This window comes from Ochrobactrum sp. RH2CCR150 (genome assembly GCA_014138095.1).
GTDB lineage: Bacteria > Pseudomonadota > Alphaproteobacteria > Rhizobiales > Rhizobiaceae > Brucella > Brucella gambitense.
Genome location: JACGXE010000003.1, coordinates 371,171 through 395,828, shown reverse-complemented (window position 1 = coordinate 395,828; position 24,658 = coordinate 371,171). Strand labels below are relative to the sequence as shown.

Sequence of the window (24,658 nt, the reverse complement as noted above, 5' to 3'; positions counted from 1 at the left end):
GATAGGCACCGCCTTGCAAAGGTGCCGCCTTTAGTGCCACTCTGCTAAGGAAATGGAAGAGAAGAGAAAATTTTGCCTAAGTTTTCCAAACTGGCACGCTTCATGCTTCTCCTACAGTGAAACGGGCACAACGCTCATTTCTGAAGAAAAGCGGAGACCATTCTCTGATGAAAAAGATCGAAGCCATTATTAAGCCCTTCAAACTCGATGAAGTGAAGGAAGCCCTTCAGGAAGTCGGCTTGCAGGGTATTACTGTCATCGAAGCCAAGGGCTTTGGACGACAGAAAGGTCATACCGAGCTTTACCGCGGCGCCGAATATGTCGTCGACTTTCTTCCCAAGGTGAAAGTTGAAGTCATTGTAGCGGATGAAACCGTCGACAACGCGATTGAAGCCATCCGCAAGGCAGCCCAGACGGGCCGCATCGGCGACGGCAAGATTTTCGTCTCCAACATTGAAGAAGTCATTCGTATCCGCACCGGTGAATCCGGCGTGGACGCCATCTGATTGACATAAGCCTACCTATCCTTCGTCGTGCAAACAGGGAATTAAAATGACGACCGCCAACGATATTCTGAAACAGATCAAAGACAACGACATCAAGTTTGTGGACCTTCGCTTCACCGACCCGAAGGGCAAGCTCCAGCACGTCACGATGGATATCGGCCTTGTTGACGAAGAAATGTTCGTTGACGGTGTCATGTTCGACGGCTCGTCGATCGCCGGCTGGAAGGCCATCAACGAATCCGACATGGTTCTGATGCCAGATCCGACGACGGCTCATATCGATCCGTTCTTTGCGCAGTCCACACTGGTCATTCTTTGCGACATTCTCGAGCCGATCTCGGGCGAAGCTTACAGCCGCGATCCGCGCACGACCGCAAAGAAGGCGGAAGCCTACATGAAGTCGCTCGGTATCGGCGACACGGTCTATGTCGGCCCGGAAGCCGAATTCTTCGTCTTCGACGACGTGAAGTACAAGGCTGACCCGTACAATACCGGCTTCAAGCTCGACTCGACCGAACTGCCGTCCAACGACGATACGGACTATGAAACCGGCAATCTCGGCCACCGTCCGCGCGTCAAGGGCGGCTATTTCCCGGTTCCGCCGATCGACAGCTGCCAGGACATGCGTTCCGAAATGCTCACCGTTCTGACGGAAATGGGCGTAACGGTTGAAAAGCATCACCACGAAGTGGCATCGGCTCAGCACGAACTCGGCGTCAAGTTCGACTCGCTCGTTCGCAACGCCGACAAGATGCAGATCTACAAGTATGTCGTGCATCAGGTTGCCAATGCCTATGGCAAGACCGCAACCTTCATGCCGAAGCCGATTTTCGGCGATAACGGCTCGGGCATGCACGTTCACTTCTCGATCTGGAAAGACGGCAAGCCGACCTTTGCTGGCAATGAATATGCCGGTCTGTCGGAAAACTGCCTGTTCTTCATCGGCGGCGTCATCAAGCACGCCAAGGCTGTGAACGCATTCACCAACCCGTCGACCAACTCGTACAAGCGTCTGGTTCCGGGCTATGAAGCTCCGGTTCTGCTGGCCTACTCGGCACGCAACCGTTCGGCTTCCTGCCGTATTCCATTCGGCTCCTCGCCGAAGTCGAAGCGCCTTGAAGTTCGCTTCCCGGATCCGGCTGCCAACCCGTACCTCGCCTTCGCATCCCTGCTGATGGCTGGCCTCGACGGCATCAAGAACAAGATCCATCCTGGCCAGGCCATGGACAAGGATCTGTACGACCTGCCTGCAAAGGAACTCAAGAAGATCCCGACCGTTTGCGGCTCGCTTCGTGAAGCGCTCCAGTCGCTCGACAAGGATCGCGAATTCCTGAAGGCCGGCGGCGTGTTCACCGACGACCAGATCGACTCGTTCATCGAACTGAAGATGGCCGAAGTGATGCGTTTCGAAATGACCCCGCATCCGGTCGAATTCGACATGTACTACTCGGTCTAATCCATGGGCAAGCGGGGGCGCTTGCGCTCCCGCAGCTCCAAGAGTTACCGAGGGGAACGACGCGTTTTTAAAAACGCGCGAAAGAAAACCCGGCTTTATGGCCGGGTTTTCTTTTAGTAATCAATGCTTTGAAGAAGCTATCTGAGAAATGGGATCAGAGCGCCTTGAGAATGCGCGCCGCGATCATCATTTCGACTTCGCGCGCCTTACGCCGCGCCGCAGCTTCGGCGTCTTCGCCCCACTGCTCAGTCGTCCAGTCTTCATCGATATGCGCCAGCGACCAGCCATCTTCGGCGGAGACTTCGTCCTTGGCGATAGCCAGCGCGATGATGGCCGAACCGGTCAGGGTCGTCATCGTGTGAAGCGAGGCGAGCGCAATCGGATCGTTGAACGCCGACAGATGAATGCCAAATGCCGTGATCGCCTCACGCGGCTGCTCGACATGCATGACACCTTCGGCAAGGGCGAACCGCGCGCCAAGCGTTTCTGCCCAGTCGATCAGCGGATCCCAGCGCGCCGTCTGGCGGGAAACGAGTTCCTGCGGCGCGTCGGCGCGATAGCACAGCAAATCCGTGCCTGCGAAACGCAACACATCTTCAAGCACGGCCTGCGGATCCTGTGCGATGCCGTCAATGGCAGTGTTCACAAGCCGGGTGGCAGGCATTTTACCCGGATCGATAACCTTTTCCTGCGCGCGGAACTCTTCCGCGATGATTTCTGCCGCAGCAGCTGTCGGCAGCAGCAGCAGACTGCGCGCTGGCGTCTTCACCGGGCGACCATCGAGATGAACCGCAAACCCACCATCCACTTCGGCGATGTCCACCTGGTCATAGAAGCGCTTCGGCAGCTGTGCCTGCATCAGCTTCTGGGCCCGAATGACGGGGTTCTCGTCGGAAAGCTGCTTTCCGGCTTCAAGATCGCTCAAAGTATCACGCATGGGTCTTTCCAATTTTTAAAGCGTATCCATTGCTTTCAGCAGCGGATGAAGGTCGTGCGGCGTGCTCAATATGTGCTGTGCACCGGCTTCGACGAGCGCCTGTCGGTCATGATAGCCCCATGACACGCCTGCCGCCAGAGCGCCCGCTGAGCGGGCCATCTGCATATCGTAGATCGCATCGCCGATAACAATGGTTCGGTCGGGTTCTATCCCCATTTCAGCGCAGGATTCAAGCACCATTGCCGGATGTGGCTTGGATGGGCAGTCGTCTGCGGTGCGAATAACAAGAAAATGCTTGCCGATGCCATGGCGTTCGAACACCGCATGGACGCCACGTCGCGACTTGCCGGTGACAATGCCCAGGAGAAGATCGTCCCGTTCTCCAAGTTCGGTCAGAAGCGGCAGAATGCCATCATAGAGCGGTTCCGCGAAATCCGGCGCCTGACGCAAGCGGATGAAATTTTCCTTATAGCGCTGCGTCAGCCAATCGACCTGCTCGTCTGGCTCGCGACCGAGCAATCGTGCTATAGCTAAAGGAAGCGACAGACCGATGATCGAATGCGTCTGGGCTTGTTCTGGCGGCGTCAGCCCCGCATCGGCAAAGCTTTCCGCCATGCAGCGATGAATAAAATCACCACTATCGACCAGAGTGCCGTCACAATCGAAAAGAACAAGTTTCATCGTGCTGTTGCCACCTTTGCCGGTCGATTGATGATTATCAAGCCAAGGCCGATCAGGATCAAGGCTGCGAATATCTTCCAGCTCAACGCTTCGCCCAGAACAATGCCGCTCAACAACACGCCGAAGGCGGGCGTGAGAAAGGCAAAGTTGGAAAGCTTCGACGCCGGATAGCGGTTCACCATCCAGAACCAGAGCGGATAGGTGAACGCGACCACGAAGAAGGACTGAAACAGCAGCGAAATCACCGACAGCACATTCGGATCGCGAACGAGCGGACCGGCAAGGCCGATGAACGGCAACGGAACCAAAGTCGCAATGACAAGCTGGTAGAGCAGAATTTTCTCAGGAACGGCATAAGCAAGCTTGCTGCGCTTGATGACGAGCGTGGTCAATCCCCACAGAATACCGGAAACGAGCGCCAGTACGTCACCGTAGAACGCGTAAGGCCCGGGTCGACTGACATGGTCGGAGAAGACGACAAACACGCCCAGAAAGGCCACACACATGCCGACAAAGGCACGGACAGACATGCGCTCGCCCAGCAGAAAATGACTGCCGATCGCCACCCAGAACGGCATGACATTCATCATCAGAGTCACGCGGCTGACATTTGTCAGGTCCATCGAGATGAAAATCAGCACAAACTCAGTGCCGAAAAGCAATCCGGCAAGGATGCCGGGCAGCAAGGTTCCATCTTTCCTGAACAGCGGAATGCGCCGCCAGAAGCACCAGAGAAACACGCATATGCCGCCCAGAACCGAACGGGCGGATGCCATCAGCATCGGGTTGAAACCCTGATTGCCGATCTTCACGGCAACCTGATTGAGCCCCCAGCTGAACATGATGAAGATGACCAGAGCAATGGCCAGCCCATCGAAAGAAGCCCGGCCTTGCGCCGTCCCCCCATTTTCCCCTGCCATTTCACTTCTTCTTTATGTTGTCAGTCTTCCGCACTGTCCTCGTCGAAGCCAAGCAGGTTCCACGATTGCACCATATGCGGCGGCAACGGCGCAGTCACGTCGATGATCCCGCCCGATGGGTTTGGGATGCGGATGCGACGCGCATGCAGGTGCAGGCGCTTCTGGATGCCGCCGGGGAACTCCCAGTTCTGGTCGGCTTCGAAATATTTCGGGTCACCAATGATCGGATGGCCGATATAGGCGGCGTGGACACGCAGCTGGTGCGTGCGGCCCGTATAAGGCTCCATTTCCAGCCAGGTGAGATTGTTGCCCACCTTTTCGATGATGCGGTAATAGGAAACCGCATGATCGGAATCCGGCTCACCGTGCTGGCAAACGCGCATCTTGTCGCCATCCGGCGTCTGGTCCTTGACCAGCCAGGTCGAAATCTTGTCTTCGCGCTTGCGTGGAACGCCCTTCACCAATGCCCAGTAGGTCTTTTTCGTGTCCCGCTCGCGAAATGCGGCGGTCAAAGCCTGCGCAGCGCCACGTGTACGGGCAACGACCAGAACTCCAGACGTATCGCGGTCGATGCGGTGAACCAGACGGGGCTTCTCGCCTCTTTTATTGCGCCAGGCTTCCAGCATGCCGTCGACATGACGCGTCAATCCCGAGCCGCCCTGCACCGCCAGACCTGCAGGCTTGTTAAAGACGAACACCTTCGGGTCTTCATAGATCAGCATCTGCGAGAGAACGTCGCCGTCCTGCTGGCTGCGGATGGTGCGCGCCGTAACCGGACCTGTCGCCTTTTCATCGACGCCCAGCGGCGGGATACGAACCATCTGGTTGGCCTGAAGGCGCGTATCGGCCTTGGCACGACCACCATCGACGCGAACCTGACCGGAACGCAGCAGTTTTTGCAGATGACCAAAGCCCAGCCCAGGAAAGTGAACCTTGAACCAGCGGTCGAGACGCATGCCCGCCTCGCTCGTATCCACAATCTTCTGTTCAACGCCTGCCATGGAGAAACCCGATCAATATCTTTTGGGGCGCGACCGTGCGCGCCAACTCGTTAATCCTGTCAATAGACGTGAGTTTCCCCGATTGCTAGTGCAATTCCGGAAAACTGCGATTTGAAGCCTTTCACGCCGCTTCCAGCCGATATTTGGCGATAAAGGCCTGAATCTTCACACTCAGTTACACACGTTTTTAATTTATGGTTGGTTCTGACACCCAATAGCCACTTCTTCCCGACATTAGATATTGATAGAACAGTGGGGTCGTACCATTTAGCCCCGTAAATAGAACGAGCGGGAGTGCGAAAGTGTCATTGCTCAAAATATACTGGCGAGCCATGGAATATCTTGCGGTCGAGAAAGCCGCAACGATATCGATGTGTGTTGCGAGTGTCCTCGTTGCCCTTGTTACGCTGGCCGAACCAATCCTGTTCGGTCAGGTCATTCAGGCTATCTCGGATAAGGGAGACATTGTCTCGCCTTTGTCCATGTGGGCCGCACTTGGCGTCTTCAACATCATCGCAGCCGTTTTCGTGGCGCGTGGTGCGGATCGCCTTGCGCATCGCCGCCGTCTCGGCGTAATGATCGACTCCTATGAGCGCCTGATCACCATGCCGCTCGGCTGGCATCAGAAGCGCGGCACGTCCAATGCCCTGCACACGCTGATCCGCGCAACGGACTCGCTCTTCACGCTCTGGCTTGAATTCATGCGTCAGCACCTGACCACCGTTGTGGCTCTGGCAACGCTCATTCCGGTCGCCATGAACATGGACATGCGCATGTCGCTCGTCCTGATCGTGCTCGGCGTGATCTATGTCATGATTGGCCAGCTGGTCATGCGCAAGACCAAGGACGGCCAGATGGCTGTCGAAAAGCACCATCACAAGCTGTTCGAGCATGTCAGCGATACGATCAGCAATGTCTCGGTCGTGCAGAGCTATAACCGCATTGCCTCTGAAACACAGGCGCTGCGCGACTATGCGCGCAATCTGGAAAAGGTACAGTTTCCAGTTCTCAACTGGTGGGCGCTTGCCAGCGGTCTGAACCGCATGGCTTCGACCTTCTCCATGGTGGTCGTGCTGGTTCTCGGCGCTTACTTCGTGACCAAGGGTCAAATGCGCGTTGGTGATGTGATTGCCTTTATCGGCTTTGCACAGCTGATGATTGGCCGTCTCGACCAGATCAGCGCCTTTATCAACCAGACGGTGACGGCACGCGCCAAGCTCGAAGAATTCTTCGAAATGGAAGACGCAACCGCCGATCGTCAGGAACCGCAGAATGTGGCCGATCTGGAGAACGTCAAGGGCGACATCGTTTTCGACAATGTTACGTTCGAGTTCCCGAATTCGGGTCAGGGCGTTTATGACGTGTCGTTCGAGGTAAAGCCCGGCCAGACGGTCGCCATCGTCGGTCCGACCGGTGCGGGTAAGACCACGCTGATCAATATTCTCCAGCGTGTGTTCGACCCGGCTGCTGGTCGCGTGCTGATCGACGGTGTCGATACGCGCACTGTCAGCCGTCGCTCCCTGCGTCATGCGATTGCCACCGTGTTTCAGGATGCTGGCCTCTTCAACCGTACCGTCGAGGAAAATATCCGCGTCGGTCGTGAAAATGCCTCGCATGAAGAAGTCCACGCCGCCGCCAAGGCTGCCGCAGCCCACGACTTCGTTCTTGCCAAGGCCAATGGTTACGACACGGTCGTCGGCGAACGCGGTTCGCAGCTTTCGGGTGGCGAACGCCAGCGTCTGGCAATTGCCCGCGCGATCCTGAAGGATTCTCCGATCCTCGTGCTCGACGAAGCGACTAGCGCGCTCGACGTCGAGACCGAAGAAAAGGTGAAGCAGGCTGTGGATGATCTCAGTCATAACCGCACCACCTTTATCATCGCGCACCGTCTGTCGACGGTCCGCTCAGCGGATCAGGTTCTGTTCATGGACAAGGGCCATCTGGTCGAACGCGGCAGCTTCGATGAGCTTGCAGCCCGTGGCGGTCGTTTCTCCGACCTGCTCCGCGCCGGTGGTCTGGCTCTCGAAGACAAGCAGACCAAAAAGCCTGCTGAGAGCAGCGCAGAAGATAATGCAGAAGGCAGCAATGTGATGCCCTTCCCGGCGCGCGCCTGATTGCTGAGACAGCAAACAACAAAAAAAGCCCGGCAGAGATGCCGGGCTTTTAATTTTAGGCAGGAATTTCAAACCGGAGCCCGTCATAACCGGGCTCAACATTATCAGGCGTTTCACGCAGCACCGTCTCGTAGTCGAGCGGCACATGCATATGCGTGAGAATTGCACGCTTTGGCGCGAACAGCTCGATCCATTCCAGCGCCTGCTCTAGCGAGAAATGGCTCGGATGCGGGCGATATTGCAAAGCCCCGAGGATCAGCACATCGGCATGACGGACATAACGCAGGCTCTCATCCGGGAATGCGCTGACATCCGTGCAATAGACGACTTTGCCAATGCGGAAGCCGAGTGACTCGATATCGCCGTGGATCTGCCGGAACGGCTCAAACCGGATTTCGCCGCCTGCACCCTCGATGGTGAAGGGTGTCTCGGCTGCAATATCATGCATGCTCAGGATTGGCGGATAGCTTGACCCTGCCGGTGTCTCGAAACAATAGCCGAAAGCGTCGTACAGCCGGTTGCGCGTGAAGCGGTTGGCATAGACATCCATCAGGCGACGATTATCCACCACATAGGTGCGCAGATCGTCAATCCCGTGAATATGGTCGGCATGCGGATGGGTATAGACCGCCGCATCCAGGGAATGCACGCTGGCATCGATCATCTGCGTGCGGAAATCCGGTCCCGTATCAATCACCACCGTGGTGTGATTGCCGCGCTCATTAAAACGCTCCACCAGCAAGGATGTGCGGGTGCGACGGTTTTTCGGGTTCTGCGGATCACAATTGCCCCAATCGCCATTGATACGCGGTACGCCGGGCGACGAACCGCAGCCCAGAACCGTGAAACGCAAGCAATTTCGAGGAGAAGCCACGCTCAAACTTCCTCTGCCGGCCGAGGCATTTTGGAGAACAGCCTGAACACGTTGTCGCTCGTGATACGCGCGACTTCGTCATTGCTCACGCCAATCGTCTCGGCCAGCATGGCAGCGGTGTGCTGCACGAAAGACGGTTCGTTGCGCTTACCGCGATGCGGCAGCGGTGCAAGGAACGGCGCATCCGTTTCCACCAGCAGGCGGTCACGCGGAACAATGGTCGCTATTTCGCGGATTTCCGGCGAGTTCTTGAAAGTCAGAATGCCCGAGAAGGAAACATAGCCGCCCAGTTCAATGCCTTTTTCCGCCAGTGCTCGTCCGGAAGAAAAGCAATGGAGAATGAAAGGGAAAGCACCCTTGGCCGTTTCCTGTTCCAGAATTTCGGCCATGTCGTCGTCCGCACTGCGCGCATGGATGACAAGCGGCAGCTGTGTCCGGCGCGCGGCTTCGATGTGAACGAGGAAACCCTGACGCTGCGCTTCCGGCGGAGCGTAGTCGTAATGATAATCAAGACCCGCCTCGCCTATGGCGACAACTTTCGGATGTTCCGCAAGGCGCACGAGATCATCAGCCGTGATATCCAGTTCTTCATGCGCGTTGTTCGGATGGGTACCGACCGAGCAATAGACGGACTCATAGGCTTCCGCGATGGCGCGGATCGTATCGAATTTGCGAACCCGCGTGGAGATCGTCACCATGCGCTTGATCCCGGCGTCGAGCGCGCGCTGCACAACAGCATCGCGCTCCGGCTCGAAATCGGCAAAGTCGAGGTGACAATGGCTATCGACAAGCATCATCGCACTCAGTTCTGCTCTTCTGTTTCCACATAGCGCGGGAAAACCGGCTGCGGGGCTGGCAGATCGGCACCGCCAACCAGCTGGCTTGCTGCCACGTCAGTGAACTGACGCTTATCGGCAGGGACCGCCAGAATGTCGAGCAGCTTTTCTGCCGACTGCGGAATGAAAGGCTGCACCATGATGCCGACACGGCGAATGACTTCCGCCGTCACATAGAGCACGGTGCCCATGCGCGCCGGATCGGTCTTGCGCAGCGCCCAAGGCTCCTGCCCCGCGAAATAACGGTTGGCTTCCGCGACAACGGCGAAGATTGCGCCGAGCGCCAGATGCAGCGCCTGATCGTCCATAGCTTTACGCGCCGTTTCCAGCGCCGCGTCAGCCTGATCGAGAATGGCCTTGTCGGCATCCGAGAATTCGCCCGGCTGCGGAACCTTGCCTTCGCAATTCTTCGCAATCATCGACAGTGAACGCTGCGCCAGATTGCCAAGGTCGTTGGCGAGATCGGCATTGGTGCGGTTGACGATGGCGTCATGGCTGTAGCTGCCATCCTGACCGAACGGCACTTCACGCATCAGGAAGTAACGCAGCTGATCCAGACCGTAACGCTCGACCAAACCGAACGGATCGATCACGTTGCCGAGCGACTTCGACATTTTCTCTCCGCGGTTGAACAGGAAGCCGTGCGCAAACACACGCTTCGGCAGCGGAATCCCTGCCGACATCAGGAATGCAGGCCAATAGACGGCGTGGAAGCGCGAAATATCCTTGCCGATAATATGCGCATCGGCTGGCCAATAGGCCCACTTGTCGCTGGTCGTATCGGGATAGCCGAGCGCTGTGATATAGTTTGTCAGCGCATCGACCCAGACATACATCACGTGCTTTTCGTCGCCCGGCACCGGAATGCCCCAATCGAAAGTGGTGCGCGAAATCGACAGATCCTTCAGACCGGACTTCACGAAGCTCACAATTTCATTGCGGCGCTCGGCAGGCATGATGAAGCCCGGATTCTTCTCATAAAGCTCGAGCAGCTTGTCCTGATATTGCGAGAGACGGAAGAAATAACTTTCCTCTTCAACCCACTCAACAGGCGTGCCTTGTGGACCGTAGCGAACATTATCCGCACGGACTTCGGTTTCTTCCTCGCCGTAATAGGCTTCGTCGCGAACCGAGTACCAGCCCGCATAGCCGCCCTTATAGATGTCGCCATTGGCGGCCATTGCCTGCCAGATGGCCTGGCTGGCCTTGTAATGGCGCTCTTCGGAGGTACGGATATAGTCGTCGTTCGAGCTGTTCAGCACCTCGGCCATGCGACGGAAAGCTTCGGTATTGCGGTCTGCAAGCTCGCGAGGCGTGATGCCTTCCTTGCGCGCGCTTTGCAGCATCTTGATACCATGCTCGTCCGTACCGGTCAGGAAATGCACATCCTTGCCGTTCAGGCGCTGAAAACGCGCCATCGCGTCGGTCGCAATCAGTTCATAAGCGTGACCGATATGCGGCTTGCCGTTAGGGTAAGCAATCGCGGTGGTGATATAGTATTTTTCGCGGCTCATTATGGACCCGGTCTTTCGATGTTTGAAAGCGCGCCTGACCGTTTGCGGGAACGATCACCAGACACACACAAGAGAAAATCGTCGGCTGTGACATAAACCATGTGAGCGGTCATGTCACGCCGCAGTGCAGCAAGTTTGGCTGATCTGGAGCTACGACCCGGCGCCGGTGTGAAAAGCGCGATGCGTCTTCTCCAGCAAGATCACAACAGCCTGCTTCCGATCAAGATTATAGGTTTCGGCATCGATGATCTCGCGACCGAGATCGCTCCAGAATCGCGACCACTGATCGGCCTCGCGCAATTGTCCGGCCTCGGCGCGCCTGTGCGCTTCGGCGGCGATGCGCTCCATCAGATGGTCGCGGAACAGTTGATACTGTATTTCCGCCTCACGCCCCGTCAGAACGCTGGCGAGCGCCTGCGCCTTGGGCAGATCGAAAGCGGGCCTTTCCAGTATGCCATCGACCGTGTCTGAAATCTCAATGCCGCCATGCGCGAGAAGCAGAAGCGCCTTGCGCACGCTGCCTTCGGCGCGTTCCAGCAGCGTCGGCGTGACACTTGCCGCATCCAGTCCGATATGCGCACCCATATGGGACAGCGCATCCTTCATTGCCGCTTCGTCCAGCGGGCGCAGCTGGATACTCTGGCAGCGCGAGCGGATGGTCGGCAAAAGGCGACCGGATGAATGCGACACCAGCACGAACAGCGCGCGCGCTGGCGGTTCTTCCAGCGTTTTCAAAAGCGCATTAGCCGCATTGCGGTTCATGTCATCAGCAGGATCGACGATAACGATGCGCCATGCATGGTCCGAAGCGGTGCGTGTCAGAAAATGCGTGACGCGGCGGATTTCTTCCACCGTGATGCCGGTGCGAAATTTACCGGTCTTCTGATCGAATGGGCGGTTGATGTGCAACACCGCCGGGTGCATTCCACCCGCGATCTGTCGCCAAAGCGGCCGCGCAAAGTCCGGCGTGCCGATATCTTCCGGCGCATTGGCCTGATCGCCATGGCTCAGCATGTGCCCTGCCAGATGGAAGGCCAGCGTCGCCTTGCCAATGCCCTGCTCGCCCTCAAGCAGCAATGCATGATGCATCCGGCCTTCGCGATAGGCCTGCGCCAGAAAGCGCGTCACCTCTCCGTGGCCGGTCAGGTAATCGCTCGCGGACGGCTCCGGAATGCCTTCAATGGAATCATGCGCCTTGGGGACGTCGAGTTCGTCGATCACAACAGCCCCTTCTTCTTCAGGAGTACACTGGCCAGTGCGCCGATATCCTCGGCGATTTCTTCCTGCGGTCGATCGGCCGCAACAACCTTGCAGCGCTCAGGCTCCGCTTCCGCAATGGCCAGAAATGCCTGACGGCGCGCCTCATGCACGGCAATATCTTCCTTTTCAAAACGATCCGCAGTCTCGTTTCCGCGGCGTTTCCCGGCACGGGAAAGCCCTTTTTCAGCCGGAATATCGAGAATGATCGTCATATCGGGAACGGCCCCATCGATTGCTATGCGTTCAATCGCCGCCATATAGGTCGCATCGAGATTGCCCGTCACACCCTGATAGGCGCGACTGGAATCGATGAAACGATCACACAGCACAACACGCCCCTCGGCCAGTGCCGGGCGGATCAGCTGATCGACATGATCGGCGCGGGCAGCTGCAAACAACATTGCCTCCATGGCCGGACCATAGCTTTCGGCATTGCCGCTCAGGATGACGTGCCGCACAGCCTCGGCACCCGGCGAACCGCCGGGCTCACGCGTAATGACGGGATCAAATCCGTTTGCGCGCAAATATTTGGCCAGCAAGGCGATCTGCGTCGACTTGCCTGCACCTTCGCCGCCTTCGAATGTAATGAATAATCCTGACACTCTGGCTTCCGCATTAGGTTCTGAAAAGATTCAATAGCCACAAGGACATCACTGGGGCTTGATTCAAGTTCATACTGGCCTTTGGCGGTCAGGTCGAGAATTTTGAGCATATCCTCAAAACTGTCTAAAGATATTTCCGCAGCCAGCCGGTCGAAAGCTCGACCGCGCTGCTCCATGCTCTCTGAGCGAGAGAGCCTTCTTCGACAGACTGTGCCGCAAACAGCGGCACTTGCTGGACCATATTGCCGTTGAGGTCGAATTCAAGAAGTCCGACCTTGCTGTCCGTTTTAATCGGCGCATGCAGCGGTCCCTCATAAATGAACCGCGCTTTCAGCTTCTCGCGACCCTCTTTTGGCAGCAGCAATTCGACATCATCTTTGACTTTCAGCGAAACGCTGGCTTGCGTACCGCCGAAAACCTGCGCTTCACCGACAATATCGTTTGCCGAATAAAGACGTATATCATCAAACGAAGTCATGCCCCACTGAATAAGCTTTCTGGCTTCCTCTTCGCGTTCCTTGAAGCTGGCAAGACCGCTCAATGCAAGGAACAGACGCCGCCCATTCTGCTGCGCCGATGCGACCAGAGCGTAGCCCGATGCTTCCGTATAACCGGTGCCCATACCATCCGCGCCGACGTCCAGCCGCAACAGCGGATTGCGGTTGCGCTGCGTGATGTTGTTCCAGGTAAAAGCTTCCTGCGAATAATATTTGTAGAAATCCGGGTGCGCCGAGTGAATATGACGTGCCAGCTTGGCCAGATCATCCAGCGTGACCGACTGACCGCTTGCTGGCAAACCGGTCGAATTCACGAACACGGAATTGGTAAGACCGAGTTGCTTGGCCCGCTGGTTCATGCGCTCCGCGAAGCTCTGTTCGCTTCCAGCCAGTCCTTCGGCCAGAATGATTGCGCCATCGTTAGCCGACTGAACAATCAGCCCCTGAAGAAGATCCGCAACGGTCGGCGCGGACTTGATGCGGGCGAACATGGTCGAAGTGCCCGATGGCGCGCCGCCGGTGCGCCAGGCATTTTCACTGACCGTGTAGGGTGTTTCAAGTGTCGTCTGGCCCTTCTCGAGCGCTTCAAACACCACTTCCGCCGTCATCAGCTTGGCAAGCGATGCGGGCGGGATCGGCGTTTCTGCACCTTTCGAGAGAAGCACAGTGCCGCTGCGATCGTCGACCAGCAGGGCTTGCGGAGCCTTGATCACGAGCGAACTCTCTACCGGTGCAGCGACAACGGCAAAAGACGTCAGAACGGTAGCGATTCCCACCGTGCCTGCTGCTAAAACCCCAGCAATTCTCGAATGAAGCCCCATGGAAATCCTGTCACGACCGCAGTGAACGCAAGCTTACGCAACGAATTCGACCAAAATCAATCCATCAAACCGCATCACTCAAATATGATACGGTTGAGCTGCTCTTTGTGTCTGAAGTGGAAAGCGGCAAGCCTACGACTTTAGATCAGACACTTAGTCCATGCGCACGACGAATGCGTTCGCTGCTCCAGCCTTCCAGGCGGCGCGCAGCAGGGCATCGTTACCGCCCTTTTCCGCAACGGCGGTCAGTTCATAGAACTCGCCCTTTTCAGTCGGCACCTTGGTGCGGCTGATTTTAGCTGTTTTCGGAAGTGCGCGCTGCATCTTTTCAGCCGATTCAAGCGTATCAAACAGACCCAGCTCTACATATTCGCCATGCTCTTCGGCATTGCGGCGCTTCCATGCGCTGGAAATTGCGCTCGGTGTCAGGATGCTGCCATAGGTGCGCTCTTCCGTATAAGCGCTCGCGGCGATCCGGTCAGACGCATAACCTGCCAGTCCGCTGATATGACCGGCATTGGCCATGCCAAAGCTGGAATTCGGCTTGCGCGACGGCGTCGGCACATTCGGCGGTAAAATCGGTGCTGGGCCGGAAGCATCACCATAAGCCGGATTAACCGAGAACGGCGATTCCTGCGGAACAGGCGCATAGCCCGGCATAGGCGCACTCTGCGGCGCCATGGCTGGCATCGGAATGCGGGATTTCGGCGATGTGGGCGTCGGGCCGTTCATGGCCATCATAACGCCTGATGCCGGCTGACCGATCATGTCGCCGCCAGACGGACGGTAGGATGCGATCAGATAGGCGTCGTCATTGCCTTCCAGCGGTGCGCGCCCGACATATTCCACCTTCACATTGGCGGTGCCATGATGCTGGTAATCGAGCATTTCCGCCGCCTTCTGCGACAGATCGATCACGCGGTTATATTCGTAGGGGCCGCGATCATTGACGCGCACAATGACGGAACTGCCGGTGTCCATATTGGTCACACGGGCATAGCTCGGCAGCGGCATGGTCGGATGCGCCGCGGTCAGATGGGCCATATCATAGACTTCGCCATTGGCGGTCAGACGACCATGGAAAGCCTCGCCATACCAGGACGCACGCCCGACAGCCGTATAATTCTTGTCTTCTTTCGGATAGTACCAGCGGCCCTTGACCTTGTAAGGCTGGCCGGTCTGATCACGTCCGCCGCCACGCGGCAGAGGCTTGCCGGTGCCATAGGCAACACGCGGGCTGGCCTTCACGCCATATTTGGACTCGGCGAAATATTCCTTGGAGCGCTTTTGCTTAGGTTTGCCCTGTGGGGGCGTGGCGCAACCGGCCAATGCAACGGCCAGAGCCATGAAGGTCATCATGGCGACCGAGCCGCGCTTGTCACGCAACATCGCCGCCTTCTCGCTGACCGAAATTTTCAGCCCACGCTTCGAACTCATACGCCACACGCCCGTTACTCGACAGGCAGCCAAAAACGCTGGCTGCACTTTACATAAATCCAGTGATGTCACCGATTTATTGACGGATCATTAAAACTTTCAGAAAAGCTGTAATTTGAGTCGCTACACGCACAAGATGATTAACAGCACTGCCGGTCGCCGCCTTGAATTGTGGAACCAACCTGCCTCCCACAGAGTTGGAAACATACAACAAGGAGAACATCATGTTTCGAGCACTCATTCTGTGGCTTCTGGGCGTACCATTCATCCTCGTGCTGATTATCTGGTATTTTTTCTTCTAAAGAGGGAACATTCAGAGAAGTATCCCGTTTTAGAAGTGGCTCTCTTGACCTCTGAGCCAGTCACCTAACGTCATGATTAGGCCCGCGCTTCATAGCTGCGGGCCCTTTTTTCGGCTGAAGTTCAACGGCTACGCGCCGATGGCGGGGGAATAAGTGCGTTGATTGCCTGCCGATGCAACTTGAAATGCGCCGGTGTCCAGGTGGAAAGCTCACCATCCGTATTCACCGCGCGCGGCTTCTTGGTGCGGATAATCACTTCCGTGGTAGGAAAGGCCCGCACATCACGCCATTTCGACTGCGTGCCGCGCCGCAAACTCGGCAACAGCCGCAGCAAATGCCACCAATGATCGACTTCAAGACTGTAGAAATCCAGCTTGCCATCGTCGATAGCAGCGTCTTTCTCAACAGCCATGCCGCCACCGTAAAATTTGCCATTGCCGACCGACACCTGCAAGGTCGTGATCTTTTCGGTCATGCCGTCATGTTCAAGATAGGCTGTAAACAGCTCTGAGCGCATCAGAATACGCGCTGCGACAAGACCATAGCCGAGCTTACCCCATTTCTTTTTCGCGTCCGCGCTCAGTTGCTGTGCAAGCTCGGCGCTGAAACCGATGCTCGCCACATTGAAATAGAGATGACCATTCACCTCGCCCAGATCGATAGGATGGGTGTCATAAGCCACGAGCTGACGTGCCGCCTCAACCGGATCGGCTGGAATACCTACAGTGCGGGCAAAATCATTGGCTGTTCCAAGCGGCAGAATGGCGAGCGGCATCCCTGTCTCCATCAGCCCTTCTGCCGCTGCATTGAGTGACCCGTCACCACCGCCGATGACGACCAGATCATGATCCCGCTCACGCAGGATGATATCGGAAATCGTCTCGCCTTCACGGGGCTGATGCTCGAACAACTCCATTCCGCCACGCTCGAGTTCCGTTCTCATTTGGCCACCAAACCCCTTCCCGTTGCGGGCATTGGGGTTCACGATCAACAATGCGCGACGTTTGGTTGTCTTCGCCATATAGTATCCGTCTGTCGGTTTCACTCTCAATCCGGAAATAGAGAAGATCGTCATGAAGCGCTCACGTACGATCGGGTTCCGGACGCCGTTTTCTGCAAATGGCGATGGATCGACGGATATCAATATGCAGTACCGTTAATTCTCACATCCTGACAGTAGAGTTGATGACAGTAACAGCGCGTGATCAAAACAAAGAGGCGGCAAAAATGCCGCCTCCGTCATAAAGCTGTTCTTGTTTGTTGCTTGCCGTTTCAATGCATCGGCATCGGGCCGACATAATCGGCATGGTCATCGCCGTTCAGATTGCTCTGCCAGTCCACGATGACCTTCTGTCCAACCCTGACATTGGGATGTGTGTTCGGAAAAAGCTCCCAGCTTTGACCATTATCCAGTGTCACAACCTGGCTTGTATGGTCATAGGCCTTCAAGGTGCCGATTGTGAAATCTTCTGCATGTGCAGCAAACGAGAACAGTGAAACACCTGCTGCGACAGCAGCCATAAGATGATAACGCATCTTAATCTTCCTCCAGACAGCGCAAAACGGGTTGCGCTCCTCCGTCGGGTCCGTCAACTCGCAGATTTCTTCGATGATCTTATCTCCGAAGAACACCAATACCTGCCGGGCCGGGCCTCACTTATCAAGTAAGACTAAATCTTCTCTATTTCATGGCATTTTCGATCAATACGGATCACGGCCAATCACAGCTTTGCGACTGATAAGCAACTTTATTCCGGACAGACTGCGCCACCCTAATCTTACAGATTGACGGGCTTGAAAAGAGCACATAGCTTCTGGGGCGAGAGTGCGAAACTCTCCAGTCTTGTCAAGCCTGAACGGCTTCAAGATACTGAAATGTCTTGCAGATTGCGGGTATGATGTAATGGTAGCCTGTCAGCTTCCCAAGCTGAACGCGCGGGTTCGATTCCCGCTACCCGCTCCAACCACCATAAATCCTCACTATTGACTATTGCTCCGCGTTCATCCCGTCGCGCAGTGCCAAAGCTCCCGATTTCTTTCTCAGTACATTTATAGTTTATATTCATAATTTATAATAATATAAAATTAATCGCAATTATTAGCGATGCAAATGATTTTAAAATCAATGTAGAACTCGATCTTATTTAAGAACGAGATAGTTCATGCAGAAATATTCCATTTTGATTGCGGTGGTAACCAGAAACCGTCCGGCAATGCTCGGCACACTTTTAAAGTCATTGGAACGCGTGATTGTGCCGGAACACGCAACGCTTCATTTTCTTATTGTGGAGAACGATTTCCGCAAAACACTGAATGAGCGAATCGCAGACTTTGCTGCCTGTATGCCGGATCATGTTGTGCAGTATCGACTGGAGCAGCGGATCGGCATCTCGCACTCCCGCAACTGCGCGCTGGATTATGCGACCAAGAGCGAACATGACTTTCTGGTCTTCATCGATGATGACGAAAACCCCGAACCAGACTGGCTGGTGGAATTGTTCGCCGAACAACAGCGGGAGAGCCTTGATATTGTCGGCTCGCCCGTGCGCCCAATGCCGATCGAAGGCAAGTTGAACAGCTGGCAGAAATTCGTCTGGTCCGGGCTGGAGCGACTTGCCAGCCGCTCTGAGAAAAAATCACGCGTGAAGTGGGAAAATGGTCTGGCTGGCGGCATCAAAGTGGCAACAGGCAGCTGGATGGGCAGGCTCGACTTCTTTCGCGAGACCAGCCTCAAATTCGACTCCTATTTCGGCCTGACCGGCGGCGAGGATTGGCACCTGTGGGCCAAAGCCAAAACACTCGGAGCCAGAACGGGTTGGGCACCAGATGCCATCGTCTATGAGACTGTACCGCTTTGCCGGCTGACGCTCTCCTATCACTTCCGGCGCAATCGCGACCACAACACTACGGAGTTCATGTCGTCCTACAAGAGGAACCCATCACGAGCACTCGGCAAACTGCCTTCACTGCTGGCAAGTCGCAGCTGGAAATTGCTGATCTCCACCATGTCTATTCCGTTGAAAGGCGCACCGGCCGTGCTTGCTTCCGCAACGGCTCTGGGCGGTCTTGTCGGATTGCTGCGTGGCTGTCGGGGCAAGCAATCCCTGCATTATGCCAAGACGACCGGGCATTGAACGACTGCGCACCGCAAACAGAAAAGCCCCGCATAACGGGGCTTTTTTCGTTTATGGATTTGCAGAGATAATCAGTACCAGCCGACAGCGACCTGCGCTTCTTCGGACATGCGGTCAGCGGTCCACGGCGGATCGAAGGTCATTGAAACCTCGACCATGGAAACACCTTCAACCGCACTAACGGCGTTTTCCACCCAGCCCGGCATCTCGCCAGCAACTGGGCAGCCGGGGGCCGTCAGGGTCATTTCGATCTTTACAGTACGGTCGTCTTCGATATCGATCTTGTAGACGAGACCGAGTTCGTAGATATCCGCGGGGATTTCCGGGTCATACACCGTCTTCAGCGCTGCGATGATGTCATCCGTCATCCGCAGGAGTTCCTCCTGCGGAATGGCAGAGGCGGAGAACACGGCGCTACCTTCGGCTTTCGCCGTTTCATCGGCAGGCTTGGTTTCAGCCTGATCCTGAACTTTTTGTTCCATCTCGGTCATCCGAAAAACTTTCTCGCCTTTTCCAAGGCTTCTGCCAATGCATCCACTTCAGCGCGGGTATTGTACATGGCAAAGGATGCACGGCATGTAGAGGTGACGCCAAAGCGTTTCAAGAGGGGTTGCGCGCAATGCGTGCCCGCACGCACAGCGACCCCGGCCCTGTCGATCACCATCGACACGTCATGCGCATGGATGCCTTCCAGCGCAAACGAAATGATAGCTCCCTTATCCGGCGCGTTGCCGAAAATGCGGAGCGAATTGATCTTGCCCAGTTGTTCGTGGGCGTAATCGCGCAAATCTTCTTCATGGGCGAGAATGGCGTGACGGCCGATCTTTTCCATATATTCAAGTGCTGCGCCGAGACCGATCGCCTGAACGATAGGCGGCGTGCCAGCTTCAAACCGGTGCGGCGGATGATTATAGGTCACGTAATCTTCTGTGACTTCCTCGATCATTTCGCCGCCGCCCTGGAAGGGACGCATCTTTTCCAGCATTTCGGCGCGTCCGTAAAGAACGCCGATGCCGGATGGACCATAAACCTTGTGGCCAGTGAAAACATACCAGTCACAGCCCAGATCCTGCACGTCGACCGGCAGATGCACTGCGCCCTGACTGCCATCGACCAGCACCGGAATGCCGCGTGCATGGGCAAGTTCAACGATCTTCTTGATCGGCGTCACAGTGCCAAGCGCATTGGACATATGCGTAATGGCGACCAGCTTGGTGCGATCCGTCAGGCGCTTCTCGAATTCCTCGATGTGGAAAATGCCTTCATCGTCCACCGGAGCGAAAACCAGTTTCGCGCCCTGACGTTCACGAATGAAATGCCATGGCACGATATTGGAGTGGTGCTCCATGATCGAGACCAGAACCTCGTCGCCCTCGCCGATATGCGGCATGCCATAGCCATAGGCGACCGTATTGATCGCTTCAGTGGCATTCTTGGTGAAGACGATCTCGTCTACCGAGCCGGCATTCAGAAAACGTCGAACGCTTTCGCGCGACTTTTCATAGGCATCAGTTGCGGCATTCGAAAGAAAATGCAGGCCGCGATGCACATTGGCATATTCATTGGAATAAGCATGCGTCACTGCGTCGATGACGCTCTGCGGCTTCTGCGCCGAAGCGCCATTGTCGAGATAGACAAGCGGTTTGCCGTGTACTTCGCGCGACAGGATCGGAAAATCCCGGCGGATGGCTTCCACGTCATAGGCCGCAACAAGCGGATTCTTCTGGTCCATGATCGTACCTTTCGCCGTTCGGCAGGAAAGGACAGCGCGCATATCAGCGCGCTGTCACTGTCAATCAGGCATGAACGGCGAGCCAGTCGGACAGCACAGATTCCAGTGCTTCAACCAGCGTTTCGTCTTCCAGCTCTTCGATGATCTCGGCGATAAACGCCTTGATCAGCAGCCCACGTGCTTCATTTTCCGGAACACCGCGGGCCATCAGATAGAACAGATAGTCCTTGGAAAGTTCGGCAACCGTTGCGCCGTGACCGCAGGCCACGTCATCCGCAAAGATTTCGAGTTCCGGCTTGGCATCGAACTCGCCTTCATCCGAAAGCAAGAGCGTGTTGCAGGCCATACGTGCATCGGTCTTCTGGGCGATCTGCGCAACGCGGATCATGCCCTGGAAAACGCCGCGCGCGCGGTCCTTGACCACATTGCGAATAATCTGGGTCGAACGCGTGTTTTCCACCAGATGACCGACCGTCATGGTGATGTCGGTGTGGGTGTCGTCGGCCAGAAGATTGAGGCCACGAAGCTCGAAGTCGGAATCTTCACCCGTCACATTGACGTGCACCTCCTGACGAACCAGCTTGCCGCCCGCATTGACGATATAGAGCGTGAGCTTGGAGCCCTTGCCAATCGTCGCATTGAACTGCGAAAGCTGCGTCGCCTGGCCGAAATCGCGCAGGATAACCCACAGGACTTCTGCACCGTCACCAACCGAAACATGGCTCACCGACGTCGAGAAAGCATCGCCTTCGCCGCCGTTCTGGCGTTCGATGATCGTTGCCTTGACGTCCGAACCGATGCGAACCGGAAAGCGCGTGTGGCCCTGCCCGGTCTTCTGGATGTTCTGGATTTCGAGAGGCGCTTCCAGCTCGGTGCCGTCGGCAATCGAAATCATCCAGCCATCGCTGACATAGGCAGCATTGATCTGGCCGATTGTATCGTCTGTGCCGCGCGTCTTGAGCTGAAGAGCCAGCGAGCCGTCGGCCAGCGCTTCACGCACTGGCGTCACCGACACGCCTTCAGGCGCCCTGGCGTCAAGTGCAACGCCGTTGCTGGCAGCCAGAATGGTGGAACCGACAAGCAACGCCGAAAGCGGCTGCGTACCCGCAGAACTGTCGAATGCCGCAACGCCCTTCAAAAGCGTGCGGAAATCCGTGTAATGCCAGCTTTCAACGCGACGGGATGGAAGCCCGTTGGTCTTGAGCAATTCAAGCGCCGTATCGCGTGCAACAACGACATCGCCATTACCGGACAAAGTGCCGATAAGATCGCCAAAGCTGTCGATCAGCGCGCTTTCAGCAGGCGTCCTCGGCTTTGCGGTCTGAGTGGTCTGGATATTCATAATCCAATCCTCCTCAGGCTGCTTCGCCGATTACTTCGGCATAACCGTTTTCTTCCAGATGCAATGCGAGGCTCTTGTCGCCAGACTTGATGACCTGGCCCTTGTAAAGCACGTGCACGCTATCGGGAACGATGTATTCGAGCAGACGCTGATAGTGGGTGATGACGATCACGGCGCGATCTGGCGAACGCAGCGCATTGACGCCTTCCGAAACGATCTTCAGCGCATCGATGTCGAGGCCGGAGTCGGTTTCGTCGAGCACGCAGAGGCTTGGCTCCAGAAGCTGCATCTGAAGAATTTCAGCGCGCTTTTTTTCGCCGCCCGAGAAGCCGACATTGAGCGGGCGCTTGAGCATATTCATGTCGATGTTGAGGCCGCCTGCAACGTCCTTCACACGCTTGATGAATTCCGGAATCTTCAGTTCCGGCTCGCCGCGCGCCTTGCGCTGGCTGTTCATCGCAACCTTCAGGAATTCCATCGTGGCGACGCCCGGTATTTCCATTGGATATTGGAAAGCAAGGAAAATGCCCTTGGCTGCGCGTTCTGCCGGGTCGAGTTCAAGGATCGACTCACCGTTATAAAGAATGTCGCCTTCGGTCACTTCGTAATCGTCGCGACCAGCGAGGATGTAGGACAGCGTGGACTTGCCCGAACCGTTCGGACCCATGATCGCAGCCACTTCACCCTTGTTCACGGTGAGGTTCAGGCCACGGATGATCTCGGTATCCGTGTCGGCGATCTTTGCATGGAGGTTCTTGATCTCAAGCATGAATGTAAACCTTGTTCTAATGCCAGGAAAAGGCTGGCCAGAAAATCTGATGCGAGAAGGGAGGAGTGCGTCGGTTAACCGACGCTGCCCTCAAGCGAGATGCCGATAAGCTTCTGAGCTTCGACGGCGAACTCCATCGGCAGTTCCTGAATGACTTCCTTCACGAAGCCATTGACGATGAGAGCGATTGCCTCCTCTTCCGGAATGCCGCGCTGCATCACGTAGAACAGCTGGTCTTCGGAAATCTTGGAGGTGGTTGCCTCGTGCTCGAACTGCGCCGTAGCGTTCTTTGCTTCGATATACGGCACCGTATGCGCGCCGCAATCGTTGCCGATCAGAAGCGAGTCGCACTGGGTGAAGTTGCGGGCATTCTCAGCCTTACGATGGGCCGAAACCTGTCCGCGATAGGTGTTGTTCGACTTGCCAGCCGAAATACCCTTGGAAATGATGCGGCTCGACGTGTTCTTGCCGAGATGGATCATCTTGGTGCCCGAGTCGATCTGCTGATAGCCGTTCGACACGGCAATCGAGTAGAACTCGCCGCGCGAATTGTCGCCGCGCAGAATGCAGGACGGGTATTTCCAGGTAATGGCGGAACCGGTCTCAACCTGTGTCCAGGAGATCTTGGAATTGTCGCCACGGCAATCGCCACGCTTGGTGACGAAGTTGTAGATGCCGCCCTTGCCGCTGCTATCGCCCGGATACCAGTTCTGGACCGTCGAATATTTGATTTCGGCGTTTTCCATCGCAACCAGTTCAACCACGGCGGCGTGCAGCTGATTTTCATCGCGCTGCGGCGCGGTGCAACCTTCCAGATAGGAAACATAGGCGCCTTCCTCAGCGATGATGAGGGTGCGCTCGAACTGGCCGGTGTTCTTCTCGTTGATACGGAAATAGGTCGACAGCTCCATCGGGCAGCGAACGCCCTTCGGAACATAGACGAACGATCCATCCGTGAAAACAGCCGAATTCAGCGTGGCATAATAGTTGTCCGACACCGGAACGACCGACGCCAGATATTTCTGGACCAGTTCAGGATGTTCGCGGATCGCTTCCGAAATCGAGCAGAAGATCACGCCCGCCTTGGACAGTTCTTCCTTGAAGGTGGTCACAACCGACACGCTGTCGAACACGGCATCGACGGCGACGCGGCCGGATGCATAGACATTGTCGGAAGGATTGCCGTCGATCTCGCTCGGATCGCCCTGCTTGCGGACGCCAGCAAGAATTTCCTGCTCGCGCAGCGGAATGCCAAGCTTTTCGTAGGTCTTGAGAAGTTCCGGATCGACTTCATCCAGCGACTTCGGGCCGCTCTGGTTCTTCGGGGCCGCGTAATAATAGGCGTCCTGGAAATCGATCTTCGGATAGTCGACACGTGCCCAGCTTGGCTCTTCCATGGTGAGCCAGCGTTCATAGGCCTTCAGACGCCATTCCAGCATCCATTCCGGCTCGTTCTTCTTGGCGGAGATGAAGCGAATGATGTCTTCGTTCAGGCCCTTGGGAGCCTTCTCTGCTTCGATCGTCGTTTCGAAGCCGTACTTGTACTGATCCACGTCAAGGCCGCGGACCTGATCAATGGTCTCCTGCACTGCAGGCATTGGCGTTCTCCATCCTCGTCGGGGTCAAGGCCCGACAGTTGCAAACGTCAAGGTGATATGTCTTGAACAATACCGCCTCAATATAGTGTGCGTGGCCCTTCTTTAAAACCTCTCTAAACTGAATTTCAAGCGCCGGTTTCAAATTTGCCCCTAAAAATGCCGATTAAAATGATCAACTTATTGAAACAGATAGATGAAACATATCGCAGGGAAATCCAATACCGGCTTTTAAGCGTTGATTTTCCTTAAAAAACTCAGGTTTTTCGACCGAGCAACGGAATCATGTGCGCTCTTGCCGTCTGCGGGCTCGCTCATATGTAGTTCA

General features: G+C 56.1%; 22 protein-coding genes and 1 tRNA gene. 5 read left to right on the top strand and 18 right to left on the bottom strand.

Annotation, left to right across the window (positions count from 1 at the left end):
• The first annotated feature begins 167 nt into the window (after positions 1-167).
• Together FHW03_RS09420 and glnA are read left to right on the top strand one after the other, a co-directional pair.
• Entirely contained in the window at positions 168-506 is a 339-nt protein-coding gene (locus FHW03_RS09420) for a P-II family nitrogen regulator (protein ID WP_078338549.1), read from the top strand.
• Positions 507-552: 46 nt separating this feature from the next.
• Positions 553-1,962, top strand: a complete 1,410-nt coding sequence (gene glnA, locus FHW03_RS09415) for a type I glutamate--ammonia ligase (RefSeq protein ID WP_078338548.1) — start codon at positions 553-555, stop codon at positions 1,960-1,962.
• A gap of 154 nt (positions 1,963-2,116) precedes the next feature.
• On the opposite strand, the gene FHW03_RS09410 is transcribed toward glnA, so the two are convergent.
• The 4 genes from FHW03_RS09410 to FHW03_RS09395 are packed head-to-tail and all read right to left on the bottom strand — an operon-like array spanning position 2,117 to position 5,501.
• On the bottom strand, positions 2,117-2,899 hold the full coding sequence (locus tag FHW03_RS09410) for an ATP12 family chaperone protein (RefSeq protein ID WP_182520377.1): 783 nt from the start codon (positions 2,897-2,899) through the stop codon (positions 2,117-2,119).
• A 15-nt stretch (positions 2,900-2,914) separates the two neighbouring features.
• Positions 2,915-3,580, bottom strand: coding sequence for an HAD-IA family hydrolase (locus FHW03_RS09405; RefSeq protein ID WP_182520376.1), 666 nt, complete (start codon positions 3,578-3,580; stop codon positions 2,915-2,917).
• A complete protein-coding gene (locus FHW03_RS09400) occupies positions 3,577-4,500 on the bottom strand; it encodes a DMT family transporter (RefSeq protein ID WP_182520375.1) in 924 nt (307 codons plus the stop codon). Before FHW03_RS09400 ends, FHW03_RS09405 begins: the two co-directional genes overlap by 4 nt.
• 20 nt (positions 4,501-4,520) lie before the next feature.
• On the bottom strand, positions 4,521-5,501 hold the full coding sequence (locus FHW03_RS09395) for an RluA family pseudouridine synthase (protein WP_182520374.1): 981 nt from the start codon (positions 5,499-5,501) through the stop codon (positions 4,521-4,523).
• Between the two features lie 302 nt (positions 5,502-5,803).
• On the opposite strand from FHW03_RS09395, the gene FHW03_RS09390 reads away from it, so the two are divergent.
• Positions 5,804-7,615 (top strand): glucan ABC transporter ATP-binding protein/ permease, encoded by a 1,812-nt coding sequence (locus FHW03_RS09390; RefSeq protein ID WP_182520373.1) that lies wholly within the window; start codon positions 5,804-5,806, stop codon positions 7,613-7,615.
• A 55-nt stretch (positions 7,616-7,670) separates the two neighbouring features.
• Here FHW03_RS09390 and FHW03_RS09385 read toward each other — a convergent pair whose 3' ends face one another.
• From FHW03_RS09385 to FHW03_RS09345, 9 genes are all read right to left on the bottom strand, one after another.
• Positions 7,671-8,489, bottom strand: coding sequence for an MBL fold metallo-hydrolase (locus tag FHW03_RS09385; protein WP_182520372.1), 819 nt, complete (start codon positions 8,487-8,489; stop codon positions 7,671-7,673).
• Positions 8,490-8,491: 2 nt separating this feature from the next.
• Positions 8,492-9,283, bottom strand: coding sequence for a TatD family hydrolase (locus tag FHW03_RS09380; RefSeq protein WP_182520485.1), 792 nt, complete (start codon positions 9,281-9,283; stop codon positions 8,492-8,494).
• Between the two features lie 8 nt (positions 9,284-9,291).
• Positions 9,292-10,839, bottom strand: a complete 1,548-nt coding sequence (metG, locus tag FHW03_RS09375) for a methionine--tRNA ligase (RefSeq protein ID WP_078338541.1) — start codon at positions 10,837-10,839, stop codon at positions 9,292-9,294.
• A gap of 150 nt (positions 10,840-10,989) precedes the next feature.
• The gene (locus tag FHW03_RS09370) at positions 10,990-12,060 is read right to left on the bottom strand and encodes a DNA polymerase III subunit delta' (RefSeq protein ID WP_182520371.1); all 1,071 of its coding nucleotides are present in this window, start codon (positions 12,058-12,060) and stop codon (positions 10,990-10,992) included.
• Positions 12,057-12,701 (bottom strand): dTMP kinase, encoded by a 645-nt coding sequence (tmk, locus tag FHW03_RS09365; RefSeq protein WP_182520370.1) that lies wholly within the window; start codon positions 12,699-12,701, stop codon positions 12,057-12,059. Before tmk ends, FHW03_RS09370 begins: the two co-directional genes overlap by 4 nt.
• Before the next feature lie 124 nt (positions 12,702-12,825).
• Entirely contained in the window at positions 12,826-14,019 is a 1,194-nt protein-coding gene (locus FHW03_RS09360) for a D-alanyl-D-alanine carboxypeptidase family protein (protein WP_182520369.1), read from the bottom strand.
• Positions 14,020-14,172: 153 nt separating this feature from the next.
• Complete coding sequence (locus FHW03_RS09355; RefSeq protein WP_182520368.1) at positions 14,173-15,456, bottom strand: septal ring lytic transglycosylase RlpA family protein; 1,284 nt, start codon at positions 15,454-15,456, stop codon at positions 14,173-14,175.
• A 423-nt stretch (positions 15,457-15,879) separates the two neighbouring features.
• Positions 15,880-16,779, bottom strand: coding sequence for a lipid kinase (locus tag FHW03_RS09350; RefSeq protein ID WP_182520367.1), 900 nt, complete (start codon positions 16,777-16,779; stop codon positions 15,880-15,882).
• Positions 16,780-17,030: 251 nt separating this feature from the next.
• Entirely contained in the window at positions 17,031-17,294 is a 264-nt protein-coding gene (locus FHW03_RS09345) for a hypothetical protein (RefSeq protein ID WP_182520366.1), read from the bottom strand.
• 353 nt (positions 17,295-17,647) lie between these two features.
• Here FHW03_RS09345 and FHW03_RS09340 point away from each other — a divergent pair.
• A tRNA-Gly gene (locus tag FHW03_RS09340) sits at positions 17,648-17,721 on the top strand.
• Positions 17,722-17,920: 199 nt separating this feature from the next.
• A complete protein-coding gene (locus FHW03_RS09335; protein WP_182520365.1) occupies positions 17,921-18,892 on the top strand; it encodes a glycosyltransferase family 2 protein in 972 nt (323 codons plus the stop codon).
• 71 nt (positions 18,893-18,963) lie between these two features.
• Here FHW03_RS09335 and FHW03_RS09330 read toward each other — a convergent pair whose 3' ends face one another.
• The 5 genes from FHW03_RS09330 to sufB all read right to left on the bottom strand — a co-directional run bounded on the left by FHW03_RS09330 (position 18,964) and on the right by sufB (position 24,333).
• Positions 18,964-19,383, bottom strand: a complete 420-nt coding sequence (locus FHW03_RS09330) for an SUF system Fe-S cluster assembly protein (RefSeq protein WP_182520364.1) — start codon at positions 19,381-19,383, stop codon at positions 18,964-18,966.
• Positions 19,380-20,624 carry a cysteine desulfurase gene (locus FHW03_RS09325; protein WP_182520363.1) on the bottom strand — a complete coding sequence of 415 codons (1,245 nt, stop codon included), beginning with the start codon at positions 20,622-20,624 and terminating at the stop codon, positions 19,380-19,382. The genes FHW03_RS09330 and FHW03_RS09325 overlap by 4 nt, the downstream gene beginning before the upstream one ends.
• Before the next feature lie 64 nt (positions 20,625-20,688).
• A complete protein-coding gene (gene sufD / locus FHW03_RS09320; protein WP_182520362.1) occupies positions 20,689-21,966 on the bottom strand; it encodes a Fe-S cluster assembly protein SufD in 1,278 nt (425 codons plus the stop codon).
• 13 nt (positions 21,967-21,979) lie between these two features.
• A complete protein-coding gene (gene sufC / locus FHW03_RS09315; RefSeq protein WP_078338532.1) occupies positions 21,980-22,735 on the bottom strand; it encodes a Fe-S cluster assembly ATPase SufC in 756 nt (251 codons plus the stop codon).
• A gap of 74 nt (positions 22,736-22,809) precedes the next feature.
• Complete coding sequence (gene sufB / locus FHW03_RS09310; protein ID WP_182520361.1) at positions 22,810-24,333, bottom strand: Fe-S cluster assembly protein SufB; 1,524 nt, start codon at positions 24,331-24,333, stop codon at positions 22,810-22,812.
• Positions 24,334-24,658: the final 325 nt, after the last annotated feature.

What these genes read in the sequence shown, in the direction of transcription:
- FHW03_RS09420 (WP_078338549.1), top strand. Translation starts at nt 168, where the DNA reads ATGAAAAAGATCGAAGCCATTATTAAGCCCTTCAAACTCGATGAAGTG.
- glnA (WP_078338548.1), top strand. Translation starts at nt 553, where the DNA reads ATGACGACCGCCAACGATATTCTGAAACAGATCAAAGACAACGACATC.
- FHW03_RS09410 (WP_182520377.1), bottom strand. Translation starts at nt 2,899, where the DNA reads ATGCGTGATACTTTGAGCGATCTTGAAGCCGGAAAGCAGCTTTCCGAC.
- FHW03_RS09405 (WP_182520376.1), bottom strand. Translation starts at nt 3,580, where the DNA reads ATGAAACTTGTTCTTTTCGATTGTGACGGCACTCTGGTCGATAGTGGT.
- FHW03_RS09400 (WP_182520375.1), bottom strand. Translation starts at nt 4,500, where the DNA reads ATGGCAGGGGAAAATGGGGGGACGGCGCAAGGCCGGGCTTCTTTCGAT.
- FHW03_RS09395 (WP_182520374.1), bottom strand. Translation starts at nt 5,501, where the DNA reads ATGGCAGGCGTTGAACAGAAGATTGTGGATACGAGCGAGGCGGGCATG.
- FHW03_RS09380 (WP_182520485.1), bottom strand. Translation starts at nt 9,283, where the DNA reads ATGCTTGTCGATAGCCATTGTCACCTCGACTTTGCCGATTTCGAGCCG.
- metG (WP_078338541.1), bottom strand. Translation starts at nt 10,839, where the DNA reads ATGAGCCGCGAAAAATACTATATCACCACCGCGATTGCTTACCCTAAC.
- FHW03_RS09360 (WP_182520369.1), bottom strand. Translation starts at nt 14,019, where the DNA reads ATGGGGCTTCATTCGAGAATTGCTGGGGTTTTAGCAGCAGGCACGGTG.
- FHW03_RS09355 (WP_182520368.1), bottom strand. Translation starts at nt 15,456, where the DNA reads ATGAGTTCGAAGCGTGGGCTGAAAATTTCGGTCAGCGAGAAGGCGGCG.
- FHW03_RS09350 (WP_182520367.1), bottom strand. Translation starts at nt 16,779, where the DNA reads ATGGCGAAGACAACCAAACGTCGCGCATTGTTGATCGTGAACCCCAAT.
- FHW03_RS09345 (WP_182520366.1), bottom strand. Translation starts at nt 17,294, where the DNA reads ATGCGTTATCATCTTATGGCTGCTGTCGCAGCAGGTGTTTCACTGTTC.
- FHW03_RS09335 (WP_182520365.1), top strand. Translation starts at nt 17,921, where the DNA reads ATGCAGAAATATTCCATTTTGATTGCGGTGGTAACCAGAAACCGTCCG.
- FHW03_RS09330 (WP_182520364.1), bottom strand. Translation starts at nt 19,383, where the DNA reads ATGACCGAGATGGAACAAAAAGTTCAGGATCAGGCTGAAACCAAGCCT.
- FHW03_RS09325 (WP_182520363.1), bottom strand. Translation starts at nt 20,624, where the DNA reads ATGGACCAGAAGAATCCGCTTGTTGCGGCCTATGACGTGGAAGCCATC.
- sufD (WP_182520362.1), bottom strand. Translation starts at nt 21,966, where the DNA reads ATGAATATCCAGACCACTCAGACCGCAAAGCCGAGGACGCCTGCTGAA.
- sufC (WP_078338532.1), bottom strand. Translation starts at nt 22,735, where the DNA reads ATGCTTGAGATCAAGAACCTCCATGCAAAGATCGCCGACACGGATACC.
- sufB (WP_182520361.1), bottom strand. Translation starts at nt 24,333, where the DNA reads ATGCCTGCAGTGCAGGAGACCATTGATCAGGTCCGCGGCCTTGACGTG.